The 20,528-nt window shown below is 61.5% G+C and carries 16 protein-coding genes; 7 read left to right on the top strand and 9 right to left on the bottom strand.

Annotation, left to right across the window (positions count from 1 at the left end):
• Positions 1-87: 87 nt before the first annotated feature.
• From fusA to DXT59_RS01965, 5 genes are all read right to left on the bottom strand, one after another.
• Entirely contained in the window at positions 88-2,196 is a 2,109-nt protein-coding gene (gene fusA, locus DXT59_RS01985) for an elongation factor G (protein WP_116135260.1), read from the bottom strand.
• 209 nt (positions 2,197-2,405) lie between these two features.
• Complete coding sequence (locus DXT59_RS01980; RefSeq protein ID WP_116135259.1) at positions 2,406-3,548, bottom strand: trypsin-like serine peptidase; 1,143 nt, start codon at positions 3,546-3,548, stop codon at positions 2,406-2,408.
• A gap of 587 nt (positions 3,549-4,135) precedes the next feature.
• Positions 4,136-4,642, bottom strand: coding sequence for a DUF192 domain-containing protein (locus tag DXT59_RS01975; protein ID WP_162877905.1), 507 nt, complete (start codon positions 4,640-4,642; stop codon positions 4,136-4,138).
• A 174-nt stretch (positions 4,643-4,816) separates the two neighbouring features.
• Positions 4,817-5,020, bottom strand: coding sequence for a hypothetical protein (locus DXT59_RS01970; protein ID WP_116135257.1), 204 nt, complete (start codon positions 5,018-5,020; stop codon positions 4,817-4,819).
• 364 nt (positions 5,021-5,384) lie between these two features.
• The gene (locus DXT59_RS01965) at positions 5,385-5,984 is read right to left on the bottom strand and encodes a pseudouridine synthase (protein WP_116135256.1); all 600 of its coding nucleotides are present in this window, start codon (positions 5,982-5,984) and stop codon (positions 5,385-5,387) included.
• 404 nt (positions 5,985-6,388) lie between these two features.
• On the opposite strand from DXT59_RS01965, the gene icd reads away from it, so the two are divergent.
• The 3 genes from icd to DXT59_RS01950 all read left to right on the top strand — a co-directional run bounded on the left by icd (position 6,389) and on the right by DXT59_RS01950 (position 9,871).
• Positions 6,389-7,645 carry an NADP-dependent isocitrate dehydrogenase gene (icd, locus tag DXT59_RS01960; protein ID WP_116135255.1) on the top strand — a complete coding sequence of 419 codons (1,257 nt, stop codon included), beginning with the start codon at positions 6,389-6,391 and terminating at the stop codon, positions 7,643-7,645.
• A gap of 491 nt (positions 7,646-8,136) precedes the next feature.
• Positions 8,137-8,298, top strand: a complete 162-nt coding sequence (locus DXT59_RS01955) for a DUF1843 domain-containing protein (RefSeq protein WP_162877904.1) — start codon at positions 8,137-8,139, stop codon at positions 8,296-8,298.
• 115 nt (positions 8,299-8,413) lie between these two features.
• Positions 8,414-9,871 (top strand): GDL motif peptide-associated radical SAM/SPASM maturase, encoded by a 1,458-nt coding sequence (locus DXT59_RS01950; RefSeq protein ID WP_116135253.1) that lies wholly within the window; start codon positions 8,414-8,416, stop codon positions 9,869-9,871.
• A 78-nt stretch (positions 9,872-9,949) separates the two neighbouring features.
• Here DXT59_RS01950 and DXT59_RS01945 read toward each other — a convergent pair whose 3' ends face one another.
• Both DXT59_RS01945 and DXT59_RS01940 read right to left on the bottom strand, forming a co-directional pair.
• Positions 9,950-12,400 carry a two-partner secretion domain-containing protein gene (locus tag DXT59_RS01945; protein WP_116135252.1) on the bottom strand — a complete coding sequence of 817 codons (2,451 nt, stop codon included), beginning with the start codon at positions 12,398-12,400 and terminating at the stop codon, positions 9,950-9,952.
• 170 nt (positions 12,401-12,570) lie between these two features.
• The gene (locus DXT59_RS01940; protein ID WP_275895753.1) at positions 12,571-12,915 is read right to left on the bottom strand and encodes a helix-turn-helix domain-containing protein; all 345 of its coding nucleotides are present in this window, start codon (positions 12,913-12,915) and stop codon (positions 12,571-12,573) included.
• Between the two features lie 340 nt (positions 12,916-13,255).
• On the opposite strand from DXT59_RS01940, the gene DXT59_RS01935 reads away from it, so the two are divergent.
• Both DXT59_RS01935 and DXT59_RS01930 read left to right on the top strand, forming a co-directional pair.
• A complete protein-coding gene (locus tag DXT59_RS01935; protein WP_116135250.1) occupies positions 13,256-15,427 on the top strand; it encodes a YadA family autotransporter adhesin in 2,172 nt (723 codons plus the stop codon).
• A gap of 293 nt (positions 15,428-15,720) precedes the next feature.
• Positions 15,721-16,299, top strand: coding sequence for a hypothetical protein (locus tag DXT59_RS01930; RefSeq protein WP_116135249.1), 579 nt, complete (start codon positions 15,721-15,723; stop codon positions 16,297-16,299).
• Positions 16,300-16,325: 26 nt separating this feature from the next.
• Here DXT59_RS01930 and DXT59_RS01925 read toward each other — a convergent pair whose 3' ends face one another.
• Positions 16,326-16,727 carry a hypothetical protein gene (locus tag DXT59_RS01925; RefSeq protein ID WP_116135248.1) on the bottom strand — a complete coding sequence of 134 codons (402 nt, stop codon included), beginning with the start codon at positions 16,725-16,727 and terminating at the stop codon, positions 16,326-16,328.
• Positions 16,728-17,115: 388 nt separating this feature from the next.
• Complete coding sequence (cspD, locus tag DXT59_RS01920) at positions 17,116-17,322, bottom strand: cold shock domain-containing protein CspD (protein ID WP_007586257.1); 207 nt, start codon at positions 17,320-17,322, stop codon at positions 17,116-17,118.
• Positions 17,323-17,904: 582 nt separating this feature from the next.
• Between cspD and clpS the strand changes: the two genes are divergently transcribed.
• Positions 17,905-18,219, top strand: coding sequence for an ATP-dependent Clp protease adapter ClpS (gene clpS, locus DXT59_RS01915; protein ID WP_102648748.1), 315 nt, complete (start codon positions 17,905-17,907; stop codon positions 18,217-18,219).
• On the top strand, positions 18,216-20,513 hold the full coding sequence (gene clpA, locus DXT59_RS01910) for an ATP-dependent Clp protease ATP-binding subunit ClpA (protein ID WP_116135247.1): 2,298 nt from the start codon (positions 18,216-18,218) through the stop codon (positions 20,511-20,513). The genes clpS and clpA overlap by 4 nt, the downstream gene beginning before the upstream one ends.
• Positions 20,514-20,528 lie beyond the last annotated feature (15 nt).

Raw genomic sequence — 20,528 nt, 5'->3', positions numbered from 1 at the left:
GACAAAAAAGCCTGCCGGGGGTGCGGCGCCCCGGCAGGCTCGGCGATTGCTACTCCGGTGCGAACACCGGAGCGGGCCTAAAACACGCTACTTCGTCTTCGCGTTGACGATCCCCTCGGAGACGTTGACCGGCGTTTCGGCGTAATGCTTGAACTCCATCGTATAGGTGGCGCGCCCTTGCGTGAGCGAGCGCAGCGACGTCGAATAGCCGAACATCTCCGCAAGCGGCACCTCGGCGCGAATGACCTTACCGCCGCCGCCCGCGATATCCTCCATGCCCTGCACGATACCGCGTCGGCCCGAGAGATCGCCCATGACGTTGCCCATGAAGTCTTCGGGCGTCTCCACCTCGACGGCCATCATCGGCTCGAGCAGCACCGGCTTGGCACGCCGCATTCCTTCCTTGAACGCCATCGAGCCGGCCATGCGGAAGGCGTTTTCGTTCGAGTCGACGTCGTGGTACGAACCGAACGTAAGCGTCACCTTCACATCGACGACGGGATAGCCCGCCAGCACACCGCTCTTGAGCGTCTCTTGAATGCCTTTATCGACGGCCGGAATGTATTCGCGCGGCACGACGCCGCCTTTGATGGCATCGACGAACTCATAGCCCTTGCCCGGCGGTTGCGGCTCCATCTTGATGACGACGTGACCGTATTGGCCGCGGCCGCCCGATTGCTTGACGAACTTGCCTTCGACATCCTCGGCGGTCGTGCGGATCGTCTCGCGGTACGCGACTTGCGGCTTGCCCACCGTCGCTTCCACGTTGAACTCGCGCTTCATGCGGTCGACGAGAATTTCGAGGTGCAACTCGCCCATGCCGGAGATGATCGTCTGCCCCGATTCCTCATCCGTTTGCACGCGGAACGACGGATCTTCCTGCGCCAGACGATTGAGCGCGATGCCCATCTTTTCCTGGTCGGCCTTCGTCTTCGGCTCGACCGCTTGCGAGATCACGGGCTCGGGAAAGATCATCTTTTCGAGAATGATCGGATTGGCCGGATCGCAGAGCGTGTCGCCCGTCGTCGCTTCCTTCAGACCGACGGCGGCGGCGATATCGCCCGCGTAGACCTCTTTGATTTCCTTGCGGTCGTTCGCGTGCATCTGCAAGATGCGGCCGATGCGCTCCTTCTTGTCCTTCGTCGAGTTCAGGACCGTATCGCCCGAATTGACGATGCCCGAGTAGACGCGGAAAAAGATCAACTGTCCGACGAACGGGTCTGTCATGATCTTGAACGCAAGGGCCGAGAACGGCTCGTCGTCGCTCGGGTGGCGTTCGGCTTCCTTGTCGTCCTCGTCGTGGCCGAGAATGGCGGGCACGTCGATGGGCGAAGGCAGGTAATCGATGACGGCGTCGAGCATGGCCTGCACGCCCTTGTTCTTGAACGCGCTGCCGCACAGCATCGGCACGATCTCGTTGGCGATCGTGCGCTTGCGCAAGCCGCCCTTGATCTCGGCCTCGGTGAGCGAGGTATGATCGTTCAGGTATTTCTCGAGCAACTCCTCGCTCGCTTCGGCGGCGGCCTCGACCATCTTCTCGCGCCACTCCTCGGCCGTCGCGCGCAGGTTCTCGGGAATGTCCTGATACTCGAACTTCACGCCCTGGCTTTCCTCATCCCAGATGATCGCTTTCATCTTGACGAGGTCGATCACGCCTTGGAAGTGCTCTTCGGCGCCCACGGGGATTTGGATCGGCACGGCCACGCCTTTCAGCCGTTCGCCGATTTGACGCTGGACGCGGAAAAAGTCCGCGCCGATGCGGTCCATCTTGTTGACGAACGCGATCCGGGGCACCTTGTACTTATTGGCTTGACGCCAAACGGTTTCCGACTGCGGCTGCACGCCGCCCACCGAGTCGTAGACCATGCAGGCGCCGTCGAGCACGCGCATCGAGCGTTCCACCTCGATCGTGAAGTCGACGTGGCCCGGGGTATCGATGATGTTGATCCGGTGCTCGGGGTAGTTGCCGGCCATGCCTTTCCAGAAGGCCGTCGTCGCGGCGGAGGTGATCGTGATGCCGCGCTCCTGCTCTTGCTCCATCCAGTCCATCACGGCCGCGCCCTCGTGAACTTCACCGATCTTGTGGCTCACGCCCGTGTAAAACAGGATACGTTCGGTAGTCGTGGTTTTGCCTGCGTCGATGTGAGCGCTGATGCCGATATTCCGATAGCGCTCGATGGGAGTCTTGCGGGGCACGTCGATCTCCTTGGAGTGTGGGCGCCGCGAACGCCGGAGCGTAGCTCCGAACCGCGCGGCACATGCGGTGTTGCAGACCTAGAGCATAGCGCCTGCCCGATCGTTTTGCATGGAAGCTGCCCGGCCGCGGGAGACAAAGAAAAAGGGCGGCGCCGATCGGCGCCGCCCTGATTAAGCGATCCCGCGCCGGCCGGCGCGGGCGGGGGTGCTCAGCACGCGCCTGGCGTGGCCGAGCAAACGGCGTTCACGAGGACGACGATGTTGCCGCTCGTGAACGGCGAGGCCCCTTGCTGCTTGATCGTCGTGTCGGTGTAACCCCAGCTCGTGACGCCGACGACCGTGTTGCGCGCCGCGGCGGCGCCGAAACTCGTGCCCGAAAGGCTAGGCGCAATCCCGAGATTGACTTCCCACGGGCCGCCGCTCGAGCCGCCCGTCATCAGCGAGCCGATGATGGTGTTGTTGGAGAAGCTCGCGGCCGTGTAGCCTTGGGAGTCGTTGCGCTCCATGAGCAGTCCGCCGTCCAAGGCGACCGGATAGCCGAGCTGATTGATCAGCGCCTGCGCCGACCCGTTGAAGCCGTAGCCGTTCCAGCCGTAGCCATACCATCCTGTACGGTTGCCGGCGTAGCTGCCCGATTGCGGTGCTAGCGTGAGCACCGCGACGTCGTCTTGGCAGACGACACCGCTTACGGCGCACGAATCCGTCCCGTTGTAATACGAGGTCAAGATCGTCGCCGACGCTGCGCGCCAGACGCCGTACGGTGCGCTGCCGTTGCTATAGGCCGGTACGAATTGCCAGTTGCCGTAAAATTGCTGCCGGCCGAAATTGGCTACGCAGTGGGCGGCGGTCACGACGATGCCGGGCTTGATGAGGGAGGCGGAGCAGACGTAAGTCGCCGAGCCGATGTTGAAGAACAGCTTCCCGGCCGGCCGGAACGCGTAGTAGAACTGCGTATTGTCGCCGGCAGCGTTGACTCGATTCGTCGTGAAGGGCTGATTCGACGTCCCGAACTCTTGCGGGCTCACTTGGTCTTGACTGTCGAGCGCGCGGGTCGGCGCAAGTTGCAGGGGCATGCGCTTGCCGTCTCCTTGGCCGCCCGGCACGGCGCCCGGTGCGCCCATGCGGGCTGGAGGCTGTAGTAACGCGTCCGAGGCTGCCGGCGCCGCGAAACCTGTGGTCGGCAGCGGCATCGGCTGGGCGTGCGCGAAATCGATCATACTCGATTGCGCTGCTTGAGCCGGTTGCGTGAAGTGGGTAACCGCGCCGTGGACTTTCACCTGCTGCGCGCTCGCACCGACCGCGATGGCCGATCCGAACAATGAAATACCTAGATACATTGCGATCTTATTCATTTTAAGCCCCTTATTTCATGTTGGTTCCGCTTAAATGGTGTGTTCCATATTCGATCGATTAATCGATGTGCGGCGGCTTCGCCGGATTGATCTATTCGCGACGGATGACGGCGCCGATACGACGTTTAAACGATCAGCCGGTAAGTCTTCTTGCTTGAAACGAACGAATAAGCACGAGCCATCGTCCGAGGCGCCCCCGCCCGTGCTTGTCACGGGCGGGGACGGTTCCGGCGGATCGACGCACGGTACGGCTGGCGGTCGCATTCAATGCATAGGCTGGAGGGCGATGTTCGGTTCGTTTAAGGGTATGAGTCGTTAATTCAGAGACGATTATCGTTGTTTTAATGGGTGGCAGTTAATCACTTTGCTCCGCGATCAACAACTGACAAAAGTATCGGTGCGCTTGGAATTATTTTACCCGGCACGTTTTTAATGTCACCGGTCCCATTCTCGCTTTTGTGAATTAAACGCATCGGCAATAGCGTGTCGATCGCGATCACGGGGGCGGGGCAGGCGGGGGCGCGAGCCGGCGCATGCCGTTTCGCGCATGGACGGCCCGGCGGGACCGGGCTGGTGTGCTTGGACGGTTACTGCGGCTGCGGAAGTCCGACGATCTTCATGCCCGGGCGAATGCCCTTCGCGGCGAACCAACCCTTGCTCATTTCGAGTGCATAGGTCCCGTTGTTGCGCGGGCAATGGTTGTTCGTCGTCTCGGCCTGCATTTCGTCGACGTCGGTGATCGTGCCGTCGGCGCGGATGAAGGCGATCGAGAGCGGGATCAACGTGTTCTTCATCCAAAAGCAGTGGACCGCGTTCTCGTTGAACACGAACAGCATGCCTTCGTTCGGCGCAAGCTGGGTTCGATACATGAGGCCTTGCTCGCGGTCGGCATCGTTGGCGGCCACCGCCGCATCGATCACGAACATCCCGGCTGTGAGCTTCACGCGCGGGAAGGCCTCGGGCGGCTTGGCGCCCGCGGGCATGGCTTGCGCGAACAGCGTCGCGGGCACGAACAGCGCCGCCGCGAGGGCGCAAGCGGGCAAAGCGAGGCGAAGCGCGAGGCGCGCCATCCACGAGCGAAACGAAAATCGCACGACACCACTCCTTTTCGACGACGAGAAATCAGCGCATGTTACGCGAGCGGACACGGGCAATGCAAAGCCGGCGCGCATGAAAAAGAAAAAGGCAGGCGCCTTGCGGTCACCTGCCTTTCAACGCCGTAAAGAACGGCAGTACTGCTAGTTCTTGACTGCGTCGTTACAACAAACTTACTCCGAAGCGCCCGAAGCCGCGTCAGCCGCAGCAGCCTTCTTAGCGTGGTGCTTCTTAGCGTGGTGCTTAGCAGCCTTCTTTTCCGTCTTAGCAGCCGGAGCCGAAGCAGCGTCAGCAGCGGGAGCTGCCGGAGCCGAAGCTTGTGCGAAAGCAGCCGTTGCGAACAGGCCAGCGACCAGAGCGGCGATCAGTTTGTTCATTTGTAAATCCTCAGCTTTAGTTAATTAACCAAATGACCCGGTCAATGAGTCAAGTCGGTAAACGTGCCATCCACCTTTCGGTTGACAGCCGCATCAAACAAATTTGCCGACGCGTCTGCGGGCACTCGGGTCCACGTCCCGTATCGTTCGAGCGATACGGCCGGCGGCTGCCGAAGGCCAATGCCGGATAGCTTCGGGCGGCATCTGCGTCGGATAACGCGCGACGCGAGCAGGCGGTTGACGTATTTCTCCGAATTTCCCGCGCAGCGCGTGTAACAAGACGTGTCGTGACTTCCTTTGCGTCTCAACGCGCTGGAGCTCGGGATGAAAAAGCCTATCGGCACAATGAGTTAGCCCAACCTGCTCAGCGCCCTCGAGGCTTGGAGGCGGGCTGTTGCGGCACACCGTCCCACGGCGCGCGCGGCGGCAGGTCGCACCATGCGCCCGGTGCGAGGCCGAGCGCGAACAGGTCAAGCTTGCCGACGGCAACCCTGACGAGCCGTAAGGTGGGAAAACCGACCGCGGCGGTCATCCGGCGCACTTGCCGGTTTTTTCCTTCCGCGATGGCGATTTCGATCCAACTCGTCGGGATGGCGGCGCGGTAGCGGATGGGCGGCACACGTGGCCAAAGTGCCGTGGGTTCATCGATGAGCCGTGCCTGACACGGGCGCGTCACATAGTCGCCGAGATCGACGCCGGACGCGAGCCGCGCGAGCGCCGCGCGCTCGGGTAGACCTTCGACTTGTGCCCAGTAGCGTTTGACGAGTTTGTGCCGGGGTTCGGCGATGCGCGTTTGCAGACCGCCGTCGTCCGTGAGCAAGAGCAGCCCCTCGCTGTCGGCATCGAGCCGGCCGGCCGGATAGACGCCGGGCACGTCGACCCAATCGCCGAGCGAGGCGCGCGTCTCGTGCGCCGAGAACTGGCAGATCGTGCCGAACGGTTTGTTAAGAGCGATCAAACGCATGGAAAAGGAACTCGAGCGAGGACGAGAAGGGCGGCTCCGCGCGCATTGTCGCGCCGGCCCGGTCTCACCGCCTCTATGGCAAATGGCGGAATCTTAATGCATAATACGGAATGCCCAAGTCTTTTGTCTTATATAAGACTGAAGACTGCCCGTCTCGCTACCGTGGTTCTGCCTCGGGTCGCGAGAGCGGCGGTTCCCACCGTGCCGAACGGTGCGGGGGCAGCCGCCGCCAATCCGACGTGGGCTAGAATAGCCATCCAGCCGCGTTCGCACTCGAGCCGATGGAGCGCGCCGAACCGAGGATTGGGCACGTGCCGCGGCGCAGGCGCTCGGGAAGGATCTGAGCCCGTTCGCGCGTACCGCATCACTGCTTTCCACCCGCACAGCCAACACTGGAGTCGATCATGCCGTATCAGCACATCAAGGTTCCGACGGGCGGTGACAAGATCACCGTCAACGCGGACTTTTCGCTCAACGTTTCCGACCAGCCGATCATTCCGTACATCGAAGGCGATGGCACGGGCTTCGACATCACGCCCGTGATGATCAAGGTGGTCGATGCGGCGGTCGAGAAGGCTTACGGCGGCAAGCGCAAGATTCACTGGATGGAAATCTACGCGGGCGAGAAGGCGACGAAGGTCTACGGTCCCGACGTGTGGCTGCCCGAGGAAACGCTGGAAGTTCTGAAGGACTACGTCGTGTCGATCAAGGGTCCGCTGACGACGCCGGTCGGCGGCGGCATCCGCTCGCTGAACGTGGCATTGCGTCAAGAGTTGGACCTGTACGTTTGCTTGCGTCCGGTGCAGTACTTCAAGGGCGTGCCTTCGCCGGTGCGCGAGCCCGAGAAGACGAACATGGTGATCTTCCGCGAGAACTCGGAAGACATTTACGCCGGTATCGAATGGGCGGCGGAATCGGAGCAGGCCAAGAAGGTCATCAAGTTCCTGCGCGAAGAAATGGGCGTGAAGAAGATCCGCTTCCCGGAAACGTCGGGTATCGGCGTGAAGCCCGTGTCGCGCGAAGGGACCGAGCGTCTCGTGCGCAAGGCGATCCAGTATGCGATCGACAATGACCGCCGCTCGGTCACGCTCGTGCACAAGGGCAACATCATGAAGTTCACGGAAGGCGCGTTCCGCGATGCCGGCTATGCGCTGGCGCAAAAGGAATTCGGCGCCGAGCTGATCGACGGCGGCCCGTGGATGAAGTTCAAGAACCCGAAGACGGGCAACGAGATCGTCGTGAAGGACGTGATTGCCGACGCGTTCTTGCAGCAGATCCTGCTGCGTCCGGCCGAGTACGACGTCATCGCCACGCTGAACCTGAACGGCGACTACATCTCGGACGCACTGGCCGCGCAAGTGGGCGGTATCGGTATTGCCCCGGGCGCGAACTTGTCGGATTCCGTGGCGATGTTCGAAGCGACGCACGGCACGGCGCCGAAGTATGCGGGTAAGGACTACGTGAACCCCGGTTCGGAAATCCTCTCGGCCGAAATGATGCTGCGTCACTTGGGCTGGACGGAAGCGGCCGACGTGATCATCAAGTCGATGGAAAAGTCGATTCTGCAAAAGCGCGTGACGTACGACTTCGCCCGCCTGATGGAAGGCGCGACCCAAGTGTCGTGCTCGGGCTTCGGTCAGGTGTTGATCGAAAACATGTAAGCGTCGGTTCGAGGACGTTCGGTAACGTCCTTTGAAGCTCTAAAAACCCAGCCAAATCAATCGATTGGCTGGGTTTTTTTGCGCATGTAGCACGGGCGGCATTTGGCGCCATGGGGGTGTGTCGGACGTCGATCAACAAGGCGCGTCCAATCCGATCGCGTTCATCCTCGCGTCGTGTGACGACGCGCCGCCGAAGCGGGACGCGGCCGCGCGAAAGGCGGCGGCTGTCGCATGATCGCCGATGGGTCAGTGACTTATCGGCGTTTTTTGTTTTCGATGTCGTGTTATTTGATTCTCAAAACGCGAATCGTTGCTGTAAGCCTTGCGCCTTTCAGCGGACGCCGTGTCTCTCCGTTCCCAATCTTTGAGTCTTGCGGGAAGCAAAAATCGACACGTTTGACATAGTAAAGGCGTTGCACCCCGTCAACGGTTCGATACAGGAGCACTTGGTCATGACACAAACACCTTCTCACGGATCCCTGGAGCGGCCCATGTATGCCAATAGCGTTCAGGAGGCGATCGAGTCGGGCGAACTGCCGCGCATGAAGAAGTTGGCGAGCGAAGCGCGGGATTACCTCAATCATGCCAAAAGCGTGGAGACACTCGCCGAGCGCCTGGATGCCGAAATCGAGCGGATCGAAAAAGGGCGCTGATAGCCGCATGGTGCGCGCCGCAAATCAACGGCACGCACCACTAGGAAGAACAACCTATTACGGCACGATGCAACGCTTGAACTAAAGCGCCGAGCAACCTAGCTAGGAATCCGACATGTACGAACGCAGTCAGCGTCCTGCACGCTACCGAGACGAAGAGGACTACAAGCGTTTCGTTCCGGTTCACGCCGTTTGGGAGATCACGCTGGCCTGCGATTTAAAGTGCCTGCATTGCGGTTCGCGAGCGGGCCGTCGGCGCAACAACGAGCTATCGACCGACGAATGTCTGCAAGTGATCGAGTCGCTGGCGAGGCTCGGAACCCGTGAGGTATCGCTTATCGGCGGAGAAGCGTACCTGCGCAAGGACTGGATCGACCTCATCGGCGCCATCCGCGCGCACGGCATGTACTGCGCTATCCAGACGGGCGGGCGCAATCTGACGCCCGAGCGGCTCGCTCGCGCGGCGCAGGCCGGTTTGAACGGCGTCGGCGTGTCCCTCGATGGACTAGCTCCGCTTCACGACAAGGTGCGCAATGTCAAGGGTTCATTCGACAAGGCGCTCGATACGCTCAAGCGCGCGCGTGCGCACGGCCTTGCAACGAGCGTCAACACGCAGATCGGCGCGCTCACGATGTCCGACCTTCCCGCGCTGATGGACACGATCATCGACGTGGGGGCGACACACTGGCAGACTCAACTCACCGTGGCCATGGGTAATGCGGTCGATCACGACGAATTGCTTCTGCAGCCGTATCAACTCGAAACACTGATGCCCCTTCTGGCCGATTTGTACAAGCAGGGCCTCGATCGCGGGCTGTTAATGACGATCGGCAACAACATCGGCTACTTCGGTCCTTATGAGCACGTTTGGCGCGGATTCGGGGACGAGCGCATTCACTGGACCGGTTGCGCCGCCGGTCAAACCGTCATTGCGCTCGAAGCGGACGGCACGGTGAAGGGCTGCCCATCGCTCGCGACGGTCGGATTCGCCGGGGGCAATGTGCGAGATCTTTCGCTTGAAGAAATCTGGCGCACGAGTGAGACGGTTCATTACGGGCGGCTGCGGTCGGTGGACGATTTGTGGGGCTTTTGCCGCACCTGTTACTACGCTGACGTTTGTCGCGGCGGATGCACGTGGACGTCGCATTCACTGCTCGGCAAGCCGGGCAACAACCCCTACTGCCACTATCGCGTGGTCGAACTCAAAAAGCAGGGATTGCGCGAGCGTATCGAGAAGATCGAGGATGCCGGCCCGGCGTCGTTCGCGGTGGGACGTTTCGATTTAGTCACGGAGCGGATATCGGACGGCGAGCGCGTTTCAAGCACCGAACGGTCAGGGCAGGTGATCGAACTCGCCTGGAAGCACAAGCGCAACCACTCGCCGGATGAGGGCACAGTCCCGCCCAGACTCGCGATCTGCCGCGCCTGTCACGGCTATATTCATGCGAACGAGCGGATCTGTCCGCATTGCGCCGCGGATATCGAAGCGTCGGCGATGATCTACGAGGATGATCTGCAACGCAGACATGCGTTGATGGATGATCTCGAGCGACTTTTGCACGTGTCCCACTAGGATGGACCGAGACGGACGCGTGCGCCATTGCGACATGTCGCATGCAGTCTCAAGTCGTGCCATCCAGTGCCGAAGCACCTACTCGCTGACGGACGGCGTGAGCTGCCATCGCAGGACGGGAGAACTTGCTCCGGCGGGCATCGCCCACACGCCATTCGGGCCAAACTGGTAACCGACGAAAGACGACGCAGTGCTCATCTGAGCCGTGGTCAGACCGTTCGCGGCCGGCAACGGCGTACCGGATCCGACGCCAGCAAGGGTGCCCCACGTATCCTTATTCCAATAGACGTCGTTTGTGATCGTACCGTTGTTAGCCTCGGCGATTCCGTACCGCGACGTGAGGCCGGATCCCCCGATCGAGCCACTGACGAATGATTGGCTGATTGTCCCGTTGTTGGCGTTGACGAGCCCGGCTGCGCTGCACGACTGGTTAAAGCATAGGTTCGACACGAAGCCCGAGAAGTACGATTGCGTGATCGTCCCGTCGTTGCCGTCGACGAGCCCAGCGACGCTCGCCTCCGAGGGGCCAGGATTCGGGGAGCCAAGCACGAGTTCAATACCTTGCACTTGCCCCGCGGCATACGACTGGATGATTGAACCTTTGTTATAGCCGACGAGCCCGCCCGCCGATCCGTTGGTGGAGATGGTCACGGTACTCGACGAGCGCTCGATCGTGCCGTAGTTCGCGCCCACCAGCCCGCCGATGGTCGTGTACTCAACTTGGTTGCCTGGGATGCCGATGAGGTTGTTAATCGTTCCCGATACGTGGACGTTCGAGATCGTCCCCCAACTTTCCGCAGCCAGGATACCCTCAACACCGAGTTCTAAATCAGTCGAACCCGTGCTGAACGGCGTCACGATCGCGTTGACGTTCAGATTGCGGACTACGGCGCCCACGCCCAACCACGCGAACAGACCCGAGTAGAAGGGCACGCCGAGCGGTTCGCCCGCTATCGTCAACGAGCTGATCGTGTGCCCCCGTCCATCAAACTGTCCGCCAAACGGAGGCCGGCCATCGGCGGCGATGGGAACGAAGGAGCCGTTGCTGGTGGCGCTCGCGTCGATGTCTCTCCCGAGCGCGAAATTGCCGTTAAGGTCATCCTTGTCGATGTTTTCCAGATCGGTCAACGAATTGACGAGTTGATAGCCCGTGAATTGCGTGACCAGACCGCTATACGCGGGCGATGCCCACGAGGCATTGGCGAGGAGCGCTCCGGGCGTGTAGGTGCCGTTCATGTCGTAGAACAGGCCGACGATGCCTTGGCTCGACGACCAATCCACCGTGCCGTTGTTCGTGACACTGCCGCCATTGTCGATCCCTTGCACGTCGGCGCGCAGCGTCAAGTTCCCACTACCGCGGTTTTTCAGGGTCGCCGCCGCTTCTATCGTCAACGAATGATAGGCCCCGAGGGTGAGCGAGGCAGGTCCGGTCCAGTGAATGCTCGACGCCACGTCGATATCGCCGCTGGCGCCGCCCGCGCCGGTCGTTTGCAGATTGATCGATGTGCCGCGATCGAGATTGCTTTCGAAGACCCGGGCGGCCGACCCGTCGATCGTAAAGCTGGGCGTGGCGATAGTCCACTGCTGCGCCTTCACGGTCGGGCCGCCGGCGATGCGCACCGTGGCGGCGTTCGTATCGACCGTGCCGCCGCTGCCATCGACGTTGGTTGCGTCGACTTTCCCGTCCATCCAGACGCGACCGGTATCGGCGACGAGCCAGACATGGCCCTCACGCGTGGCGGTGCCGGCGGCTCGCAGGATCGAATGGTTGCCGGCCAGCGCATAGACATTGCCGTCCGCCGCTTGCAGGTTGATCTGCGCCGCTTCGACCGAACCGCGATTGACGACGTTGCCGGCGCTGCCTTGTTGGACGAACACTTGCTGGCTTTGCGTCGAATCTTGTAACAGCACGTTTTGTCCGGCGGCTAGCTCCGCGGTGCCTTTGGGCGCACTGATGCGGCCGACGTTGTCGACTTCCTTGTTTGCAATCAGAAATACGTCGCCGCCGGTCGAAGCAATCTTGCCGAGGTTGACGACGGTGCCTGCGGCGGCACCGGGCTGACTCGAGAACGCCAGCGTCGAGCCGTTCACGAACGCCTCGTTATCCGTATCGAGCGTAGAGGCGACGAAACGGCCGCCGGTGGAAACGACACCGCTGCTGCCGATGACGATGCCTTGCGGATTGATGAGATACACACTGCCCGTTGCCGAAAGCGCCCCGAGAATCGAAGAGGGTGCGGCGCCGATGACGCGGTTCAGCGTGGCCCCCGTGCCGTTATTGATGATGACATGGTTGCCGTTGCCGATGGAAAAGCTGTTCCAATCGATCACGCCGCGATTCGAGGTTTGATTGATGGCGAGCGAGGTGGCATTGCCGTTGATCGAACCGGAGCCGGCGATAAACTGGCCGCCTTGCGGCAACGACCCGGCCGCGAACGCGATGGGCGGCATGGCAAAGGAAAGGGCGACGGCGATCGGAGTGAGTACCGGCAAGCGGCGAGACCATCCGGCCGATGAGGACTGTAGCATCGTGATTACCCCTGATTTCAGATGCGCGAACTCATGCGGTCAGGCGTGAGCCCGGCGGGCCACTCGACGAGTGGGCGGCCTACAGTCTTATTCCTCGCACGAGTTCCTTCTACAGCCGCTGTCGCCAAAAGGACAGTCAGTCCCGCCATCTTGCGCGGGGGACTCGGGCGCTACCGCTTCGACAACTGCACGCACATCGCCGACACCCATTGCCGGACAAACTCACGGTCGGCCGGCGCGAGATTCGCCAGTAGCGACGAGATTTCTTGTGCGGGATCGGGCGAGCGCCCACCGCCTCCGGCGATCAGCGATTCGGGTGGTACGCCGTAGAGCGTTGCAAGCTCGAACAGCCTGAATAATGGTGGAGCCGTGTGGCCGCGTTCGAAGCGGCTGATGGTTTCCGGATTGACGCCCAGTTGTTCGGATACTTCTTCTTGCGTCATGCGCCTTTCGAGGCGCGCACGCGCCAAGGCATCTCCGATCCGAGTAAGGAAGACACGTTCTTGCGTCGACATCGCCCTGCGCTGGTCGTCCGTTCCGTCCCTCGCCCCGGTTCGCGCAAAACCTGCTCGCGTATCAGTCATTGGTCCCCCCTTGCGGCATTTTATCTCATGCCCTCGCGGCGGCCTGCAGGAGGGTGGGTGCCGACCCGGCTTACAGTAGTCGTGGCTATCTACCCGAATTGTAGCTCTCGATGCAACAAAACAATATTAGATGTTGGGTCAAGACAACCTAAAAAGTCGACTAAGTCTCAAATATTGTCAAAAATCGCGTAAAGATCGTATTAATCGGCCACGTTTCTGTAAAAATCCGCCGCGACACCAGGCTGATTTTTCACCGAGGAAATGGGCAATCATGAAGGCGAATCGAGGGGCGGCCACGCCCGTGAAGTCAAAGGTCTCACTGGCGATCGTAGCAGCGCTTGCGCTGACGGCAGGCTCCGCTCACGCGGATAACCTTGCAGTCGGCGGCGAAGCCCAGGGCATCGTTTCCACGCTGGGCGGGGCTGCCGCCGCGCCGACGGCCACGACGGGCGGGAACAACCCGGCTGTGGCGGGTGCGGACGGCACGAGCCAAAACACCGCCGTTGGCAACGCGGTCGCGGCGCAGGGCGGGCAAGCGACGGCTGTCGGCGATCGAGCAACCGCAAACGGTTCGAATGCCGCGACTGTCGGCGCGAACGCCACCGCGACCGGCACCGACGCCACCGTATTCGGCGGCGGATCGACGGCCACGGGGACCAACGCGAGCGCCCTCGGCGCAAATACCAACGCGACGGCGAACAACGCGGTTGCAGTGGGCGGATCGTCGTCGGCCACTTCCGCCAACTCGACCGCGGTAGGTGCGACGGCAACGGCCGGTGCGAGCGGCACCGACACTTCGCTGATCGACAACTGGCGCACAGACAGCACGCAACACGTCACTTCTTTTTCCACCGGCAACACGGCGGTGGGCTTTCAGTCGAATTCGACGCACAACGGCACGGCGATCGGCGTGTCGTCTACCGCGACGGGTAATGAATCGTTCGCGGGCGGCACCGCCGCATCGGCCACGGGGCGCGTTTCCGTAGCGGTCGGCGGCGCCGCTTCGGCAACGGGTGATTCGGCGATCGCAATCGGCAACACGTCGTCGGCAGGCGGCGCGCAAGCGATCGCGGCGGGCGCGGGCGCCGAAGCAAGCGGTTTGCATGGCGCCGCTTACGGTTCGGGTGCCTTCGCAACCGGGGCGAATTCGACGGCGGCCGGCTACAACAGCACCGCATCGGGCGACAATTCCGTAGCGAATGGCGCGAACGCGCAAGCGCTCAGTGCCAATACTTCGGCATTCGGCCAGGGAAGCGTGGCGAACGGCACGAACAATACCGCGCTCGGCTCCGGTGCGACGGCTAACGGTTTTTCGACTACCGCAGTCGGCTTCAATGCGGTGACGGGTTCGTCGGGCTCCGTCGCGATGGGCACGCAAGCGACTGCGACAGGGCAAAACACGGTCGCGGCGGGTTGGGCCTCGAACGCCACGGGTACCTGGGCTGTGGCGGTCGGCGATCGTTCGCAAGCAACCGGGAACATGTCTGTCGCTATCGGCGATCAAGCCAGCGCCGCGGATGCGAATAGCGTTGCACTCGGAAACAGCTCGGCGACGAAGGCTGCGACGACCGTCGCAAGTCAGGTCGTGGGCGGTATTACATACAGCGGCTTCGCTGCGTCAAATCCGGTCGGCGTGGTCAGCGTCGGCGCCGCCGGCACGGAACGGCAAGTCGTCAACGTTGCCGCTGGCCAGATCAGCGCCACGAGCACGGACGCGGTGAACGGTTCGCAGCTCTTTAGCGTCGCCACGCAACTGTCCTCGCTCGTCGGGAAAGTCAATTCGATGCCGGGCGGAAACACCAACGTGCTCGATGCAACGGGCACGGCAACAGGTACCAATGCGACGGCCGGCGCTGTCAATGCAACTTCCGTCGGTTCCAGCAGCAACGTTGTCGCGGATGGCGGCACGGCTGTCGGTCACCAAGCGGTTGTCACTTCGACCAATGGAACGGCAGTCGGTACGAACGCCAATGTTACGGGTACGAACGGCACCGCGATCGGCTCGAATACGACTGTCACCGGCAACAATTCGGTTGCCTTGGGTGCAGGTAGTGTCGCGGACCGGGACAACACGGTTTCGGTCGGTGCGCCGGGTGCTGAGCGTCAAATCACCAACGTTGCCGATGGTACGGCTCCCACTGACGCGGTGAATAAGCGCCAATTGGATAGCGCGATCGATTCGGTTCGCAGCGATTTGGGCAAGTACCGCAAGGACTCGGATGCGGGTTCGGCCGCTGCGATCGCCATGGCGAATCTGCCTCAAGCCGTGTTGCCGGGCGAAAAGGTCGTCGCTCTTGGTGGTGGTACATACGGCGGTCAATCGGCGATGGCTGTCGGTCTGTCGGTCGCCACGCGCGCGTGGATGGTGAAGGGCTCGATTTCCACGCCGGTTTCCGGTCATGGTTCCGTGGCCGCGGGGGCCGGCGTCGGTTATCGCTGGTGATCCGCGCGTAGGGCTCTATCGGGTTCATTACTTCCGATAGAGCTCTGCGCCTATGCCTATGGTAAGAGGAGAAGGCGGGTCGCTGCGTTCTTCGCTGGCAGCGGCAGCCTTCGAAAAATTTGGGCCCCGGGGCAGCCGCGCAAAGCAAACATGCGCTGTAGCAAACGCGCGAACGACGACTAGCATGCATCCTGCCCGGCATGCGAAGCGACATCAAACGTAAGACGCGGGCCGGACGGCCGAGGTTGTTCAAACACCGGCGCCCACTGTCACGGCAACGAAAATTCAGCCCAGTGCGCAGATCGCGCGCGCGCGGCATCTACCCGCTTCAATACGCGCGGAAGGCGAGCGAAAGACGCCGGGCGCACGTTCACTGCTCCACTCGGCGCCGCGTCGTATATGCTTGGCTATCCTCTCTTTGCGCATCGATAGGCGAGATACAACGCCTGCCGCGCAAACAGCGCGGGACGTCGACTGAATTTCGCCTTTCGAAACTGCATCCGGCGATCACGATTTTCGTCAGCGGCACGACGCTCGCGGCGAGCGTGCATTACCGAGGCCGCTGCTGGGATTTGCTGAAATACTTCGAGCATCGTGCGGAGGATGCGTCCACTGGCCGCATCGGTCCGATGTGCGTGCCGGAGCAGCAAACGGTTGATGACAGCGCGGACGCGCGGTGGAAGACGGCGGTTTTCGACGGCTTCCGCCGATGGTTCGGCATCACGTTGAGGGCAGCGCAGGCGCTCATCTTGTACAGCACGCCCGATGGAGACACGTGGGCCGAGCTCACGCCTTTCGCGACGCCTCGCGGCCCGCACGAAACGGCCCGGTTTCCGGTGTGGAAGGACTCTCCACAAGCGGTGACGCTATAGGGCGGTTTTCTTTCGGCGCGCGGCGTTCAAGGCTTCTCCAACGTCTCCTTCAGCGCCTTGAGTCCATCGCTCTCGAGCCATGTCGTCAAATAATCGATTCTCGCTGCCGCGGCGAGCTTCCGATCGTTATGAACGAGTTCGGCGCAGACGCCGGCTGCCGCTGTAATGATGCGCGCGGTTTCCGGTACATACGGTAGGTCGTTATCCGCGTCGTGCCGTGACCGAATGACCGTATAACGCGTGGCCTCGGCAATCGACCATGCGCTCGTGACGACTTCGTGCGCCGATACCTTCGTGCCATCGATCAGCGCCGATTGCGTCCGAGCCTCCTCGGAATACCCGAGCGCCTCCATCTGCTCGCAAAAATCGACCGCTGCGGCAAAAATCTTTCGAATCCGATCCCAGTCGGTGGCCGGAAGCTTGGGCATGAAAACCTCTCTATTAAATGGTGCGCTCGAGCGACGAATCTCTCGTCATGCATGGTGCGCCGTACTGCGATCGGACGTATTGCACGCGGTGCATAAGGGGCGAAGGTTGATGATATGGTGCAGGCAGGCGTCGTCCAATTCATTGCTATCTACAAAGCTCTCCAGTCGGCAGATCGTGTAATAGATCTGCTCGACGTTGTTGAGCGAAGGCGCCGAATCCACGGCGGGATCGACGGCAGGGGTATTGGATGCATCGATGTACGTCAGGGCCCGCGCGGCGACGCTTTCCCCGTGAGCGGATCGCGACGCGAACAGACCGGTATGGAAAATTAAAAATAAAAAAACCCGGCCGAAGCCGGGTTTCCTAGGCGCTGCAGTCGAATCAGTCTTAGGCTGCGGACTGAATGTTCGACGCTTGCTTGCCCTTCGGTCCTTGCACGACCTCGAAGCTCACCTTCTGACCTTCCTTGAGCGTTTTGAAACCGTTCATCTGGATGGCCGAGAAATGCGCAAACAGATCCTCGCCGCCTTCATCGGGCGTGATGAATCCGAAGCCTTTCGCGTCATTGAACCATTTGACCGTACCAGTTGCCATACCAACTTCCCCTGTAACTCATGTCCCACGAGCATGCTCGAAAAGCTCGACAGCCGCTTTCGACGGCCGCCCCCTCCGCACTAGCTCACCTCGGCATTTTTTTTTCGTGTCCCACTTCTTGCGGCTAGCTGAAAAAAAGTGCCAGCTTGATTGTTGGATCTCTTTAACCAGGTGTCAAGTGAATTTTGAGATGATTCCTGGAACGTTGCATCGAATGGGGGTTTTAGGGTTTCTCCCGCTTTCCTTTTGTGCGCTAGCGCAAGCGGTCGGGCTTGAAAAGTCGCATAATCGACTCAGATAGGCTCGGCTGGGCCTCGGACGTGGCGCGCAATGTGCTCAAGCACGGTGTCGGGAAAGTCGGCACACTATGTGCGATACTCGAATCGGCCGCGACGCTCGGCCGCGCGCGAGCAAAGCGGCGGCGGGGCACGGCGAGGGCGCGAGGCGCGCACGGTGCGGGAATCCCCCGATCGGTGCACGGGCAGCGCGCGGGCTGCCGTTCGGCGGTGGCCCGGTCCACCAACTGGTCGGTCGGGTTTTCGCGCAGATTGCGGGCCCGTCCGAGTTGTTTAGAATGGGTGTATGGCGATTATCCCGGACAAGCAGGATGGCACCGTACTGGAGCGGCAGGAAAAAGCGCTGAAACCGCCGTCCATGTATAAGGTTGTCCTGCTGAATGACGATTTCACGCCAATGGAATTTGTCGTGATGATCGTGCAGGAATATTTCAATAAAGATAGAGAGACCGCTACGCAGATCATGCTGAAGGTGCATCGCGAAGGGCGGGGGGTATGTGGGGTCTATACGCGGGATATCGCGGCGACCAAGGTCGAGCAAGTCGTTACCCACGCAAGGCAGGCAGGGCATCCGCTGCAGTGCGTGATGGAGGAAGCATGATTGCCCAGGAACTGGAAGTCAGCCTGCACATGGCGTTCATGGAAGCACGCCAAGCGCGGCACGAGTTCATCACGGTCGAACATTTGTTGCTGGCATTGCTGGACAACCCGACAGCCGCCGAGGTGTTGAGGGCGTGCGCGGCGAACATCGAGGATTTGCGCCAAAACCTGCGCAATTTCATCCACGACAACACACCGACGGTGCCCGGCACCGACGACGTGGACACGCAGCCGACGCTCGGCTTTCAACGTGTGATCCAGCGCGCGATCATGCACGTGCAGTCCACCTCTAACGGTAAGAAGGAAGTGACGGGCGCCAACGTCCTCGTCGCGATCTTCGGCGAGAAGGATTCGCACGCCGTCTACTACCTGCAGCAGCAGGGCGTGACGCGTCTGGACGTCGTCAACTTCATCTCGCATGGCATCGCGAAGACGAACAGCAGCGACGCCGCCAAGGCGGGCGACGCGAACGCGGAGTCGGAAGACGCCGCCTCGCAGAAGGAAACGCCGCTCGCGCAGTTCACGCAGAACTTGAACCAGATGGCCAAGGACGGACGCATCGATCCGCTGATCGGGCGCGAGTCGGAGGTCGAGCGCGTCGTTCAGGTGCTGTGCCGCCGCCGTAAGAACAATCCGCTGCTCGTGGGCGAAGCCGGCGTGGGCAAGACCGCGATTGCGGAGGGCCTGGCCTGGCGTATCACGCGTGGCGAAGTGCCCGATATTCTTGCCGACGCGCAGGTCTACTCGCTCGACATGGGCGCGTTGCTCGCGGGCACCAAGTACCGCGGCGATTTCGAGCAGCGCCTGAAGACGGTGCTCAAGGAGCTGAAGGAGCGTCCGCACGCGATCTTATTCATCGACGAAATCCACACGCTGATCGGCGCTGGCGCTGCGTCGGGCGGTACGCTGGACGCCTCGAATCTGCTCAAGCCGGCGCTGTCGTCGGGCACGCTCAAGTGCATCGGCGCCACGACGTTCACCGAGTATCGCGGCATTTTCGAGAAGGACGCGGCGCTCTCGCGGCGGTTCCAGAAGATCGACGTGACGGAGCCGACCGTCGAGCAGACCGTTGCGATCCTGCGCGGGCTGAAGTCGCGCTTCGAGGAGCATCACGGCGTCAAGTATTCGTCGGGTGCGCTCTCGGCCGCGGCGGAACTCTCGGCGCGCTTTATCACCGACCGTCATCTGCCCGATAAGGCCATCGACGTGATCGACGAAGCGGGCGCGGCCCAGCGCATTTTGCCGAAGTCGAAGCAGAAAAAGACGATCGGCAAGGGCGAGATCGAGGAGATCATCTCCAAGATCGCGCGCGTGCCGGCGCAAAGCGTGTCGCAAGACGATCGCAGCAAGCTGCAAACGCTCGATCGCGATCTGAAGGCGGTGGTGTTCGGTCAGGATCCGGCCATCGATGCGCTGTCGGCCGCGATTAAGATGGCGCGCGCGGGTCTCGGCAAGACGGACAAACCGATCGGTGCGTTCCTCTTCTCGGGTCCGACCGGTGTCGGTAAGACCGAAGTCGCGCGTCAGCTCGCGTTCACGCTCGGCATCGAGTTGATCCGCTTCGATATGTCGGAGTATATGGAACGACATGCCGTCAGCCGTCTGATCGGCGCGCCGCCGGGCTACGTCGGTTTCGATCAAGGTGGGCTGCTCACCGAAGCCGTGACGAAGAAGCCGCATTGCGTGCTGCTGCTCGACGAAATCGAAAAGGCGCACCCCGACATCTTCAACGTGCTGCTCCAGGTGATGGACCACGGCACGTTGACCGATAACAACGGACGCAAGGCAGACTTCCGCAACGTCATCATCATCATGACGACGAATGCGGGCGCGGAATCGATGCAGAAAGGGACGATCGGCTTCACGTCGCGCCGCGAAACGGGCGACGAAATGGCCGACATCAAGCGGATGTTCACGCCCGAGTTCCGCAACCGGCTCGACGCGGTCATCAGCTTCCGCTCGCTCGATGAGGAAATCATCATGCGCGTGGTCGACAAGTTCCTCATGCAGCTTGAAGATCAACTGCACGAGAAAAAGGTCGATGCGCTCTTCACCGATGCGCTGCGCAAGCACCTCGCGAAGCATGGTTTCGATCCGTTGATGGGCGCGCGGCCGATGCAGCGCCTCATCCAAGACACGATACGCCGTGCGCTGGCCGACGAGTTGCTGTTCGGCAAGCTGATGAGCGGAGGGCGCGTCACGGTCGACGTCGACGAAAGCGACAAGGTGCAACTGACGTTCGACGAGAATGCCGCCCCGCGCAATCCGAATCCGGAGACGGTGGAAGTCGAGTAATCGAGCAAGGCTAGG

This window comes from Trinickia diaoshuihuensis (genome assembly GCF_003390925.1).
GTDB lineage: Bacteria > Pseudomonadota > Gammaproteobacteria > Burkholderiales > Burkholderiaceae > Trinickia > Trinickia diaoshuihuensis.
The sequence above is the reverse complement of the archived record's forward strand: the minus strand, read 5'-3'. Positions and strand labels throughout refer to the sequence as shown.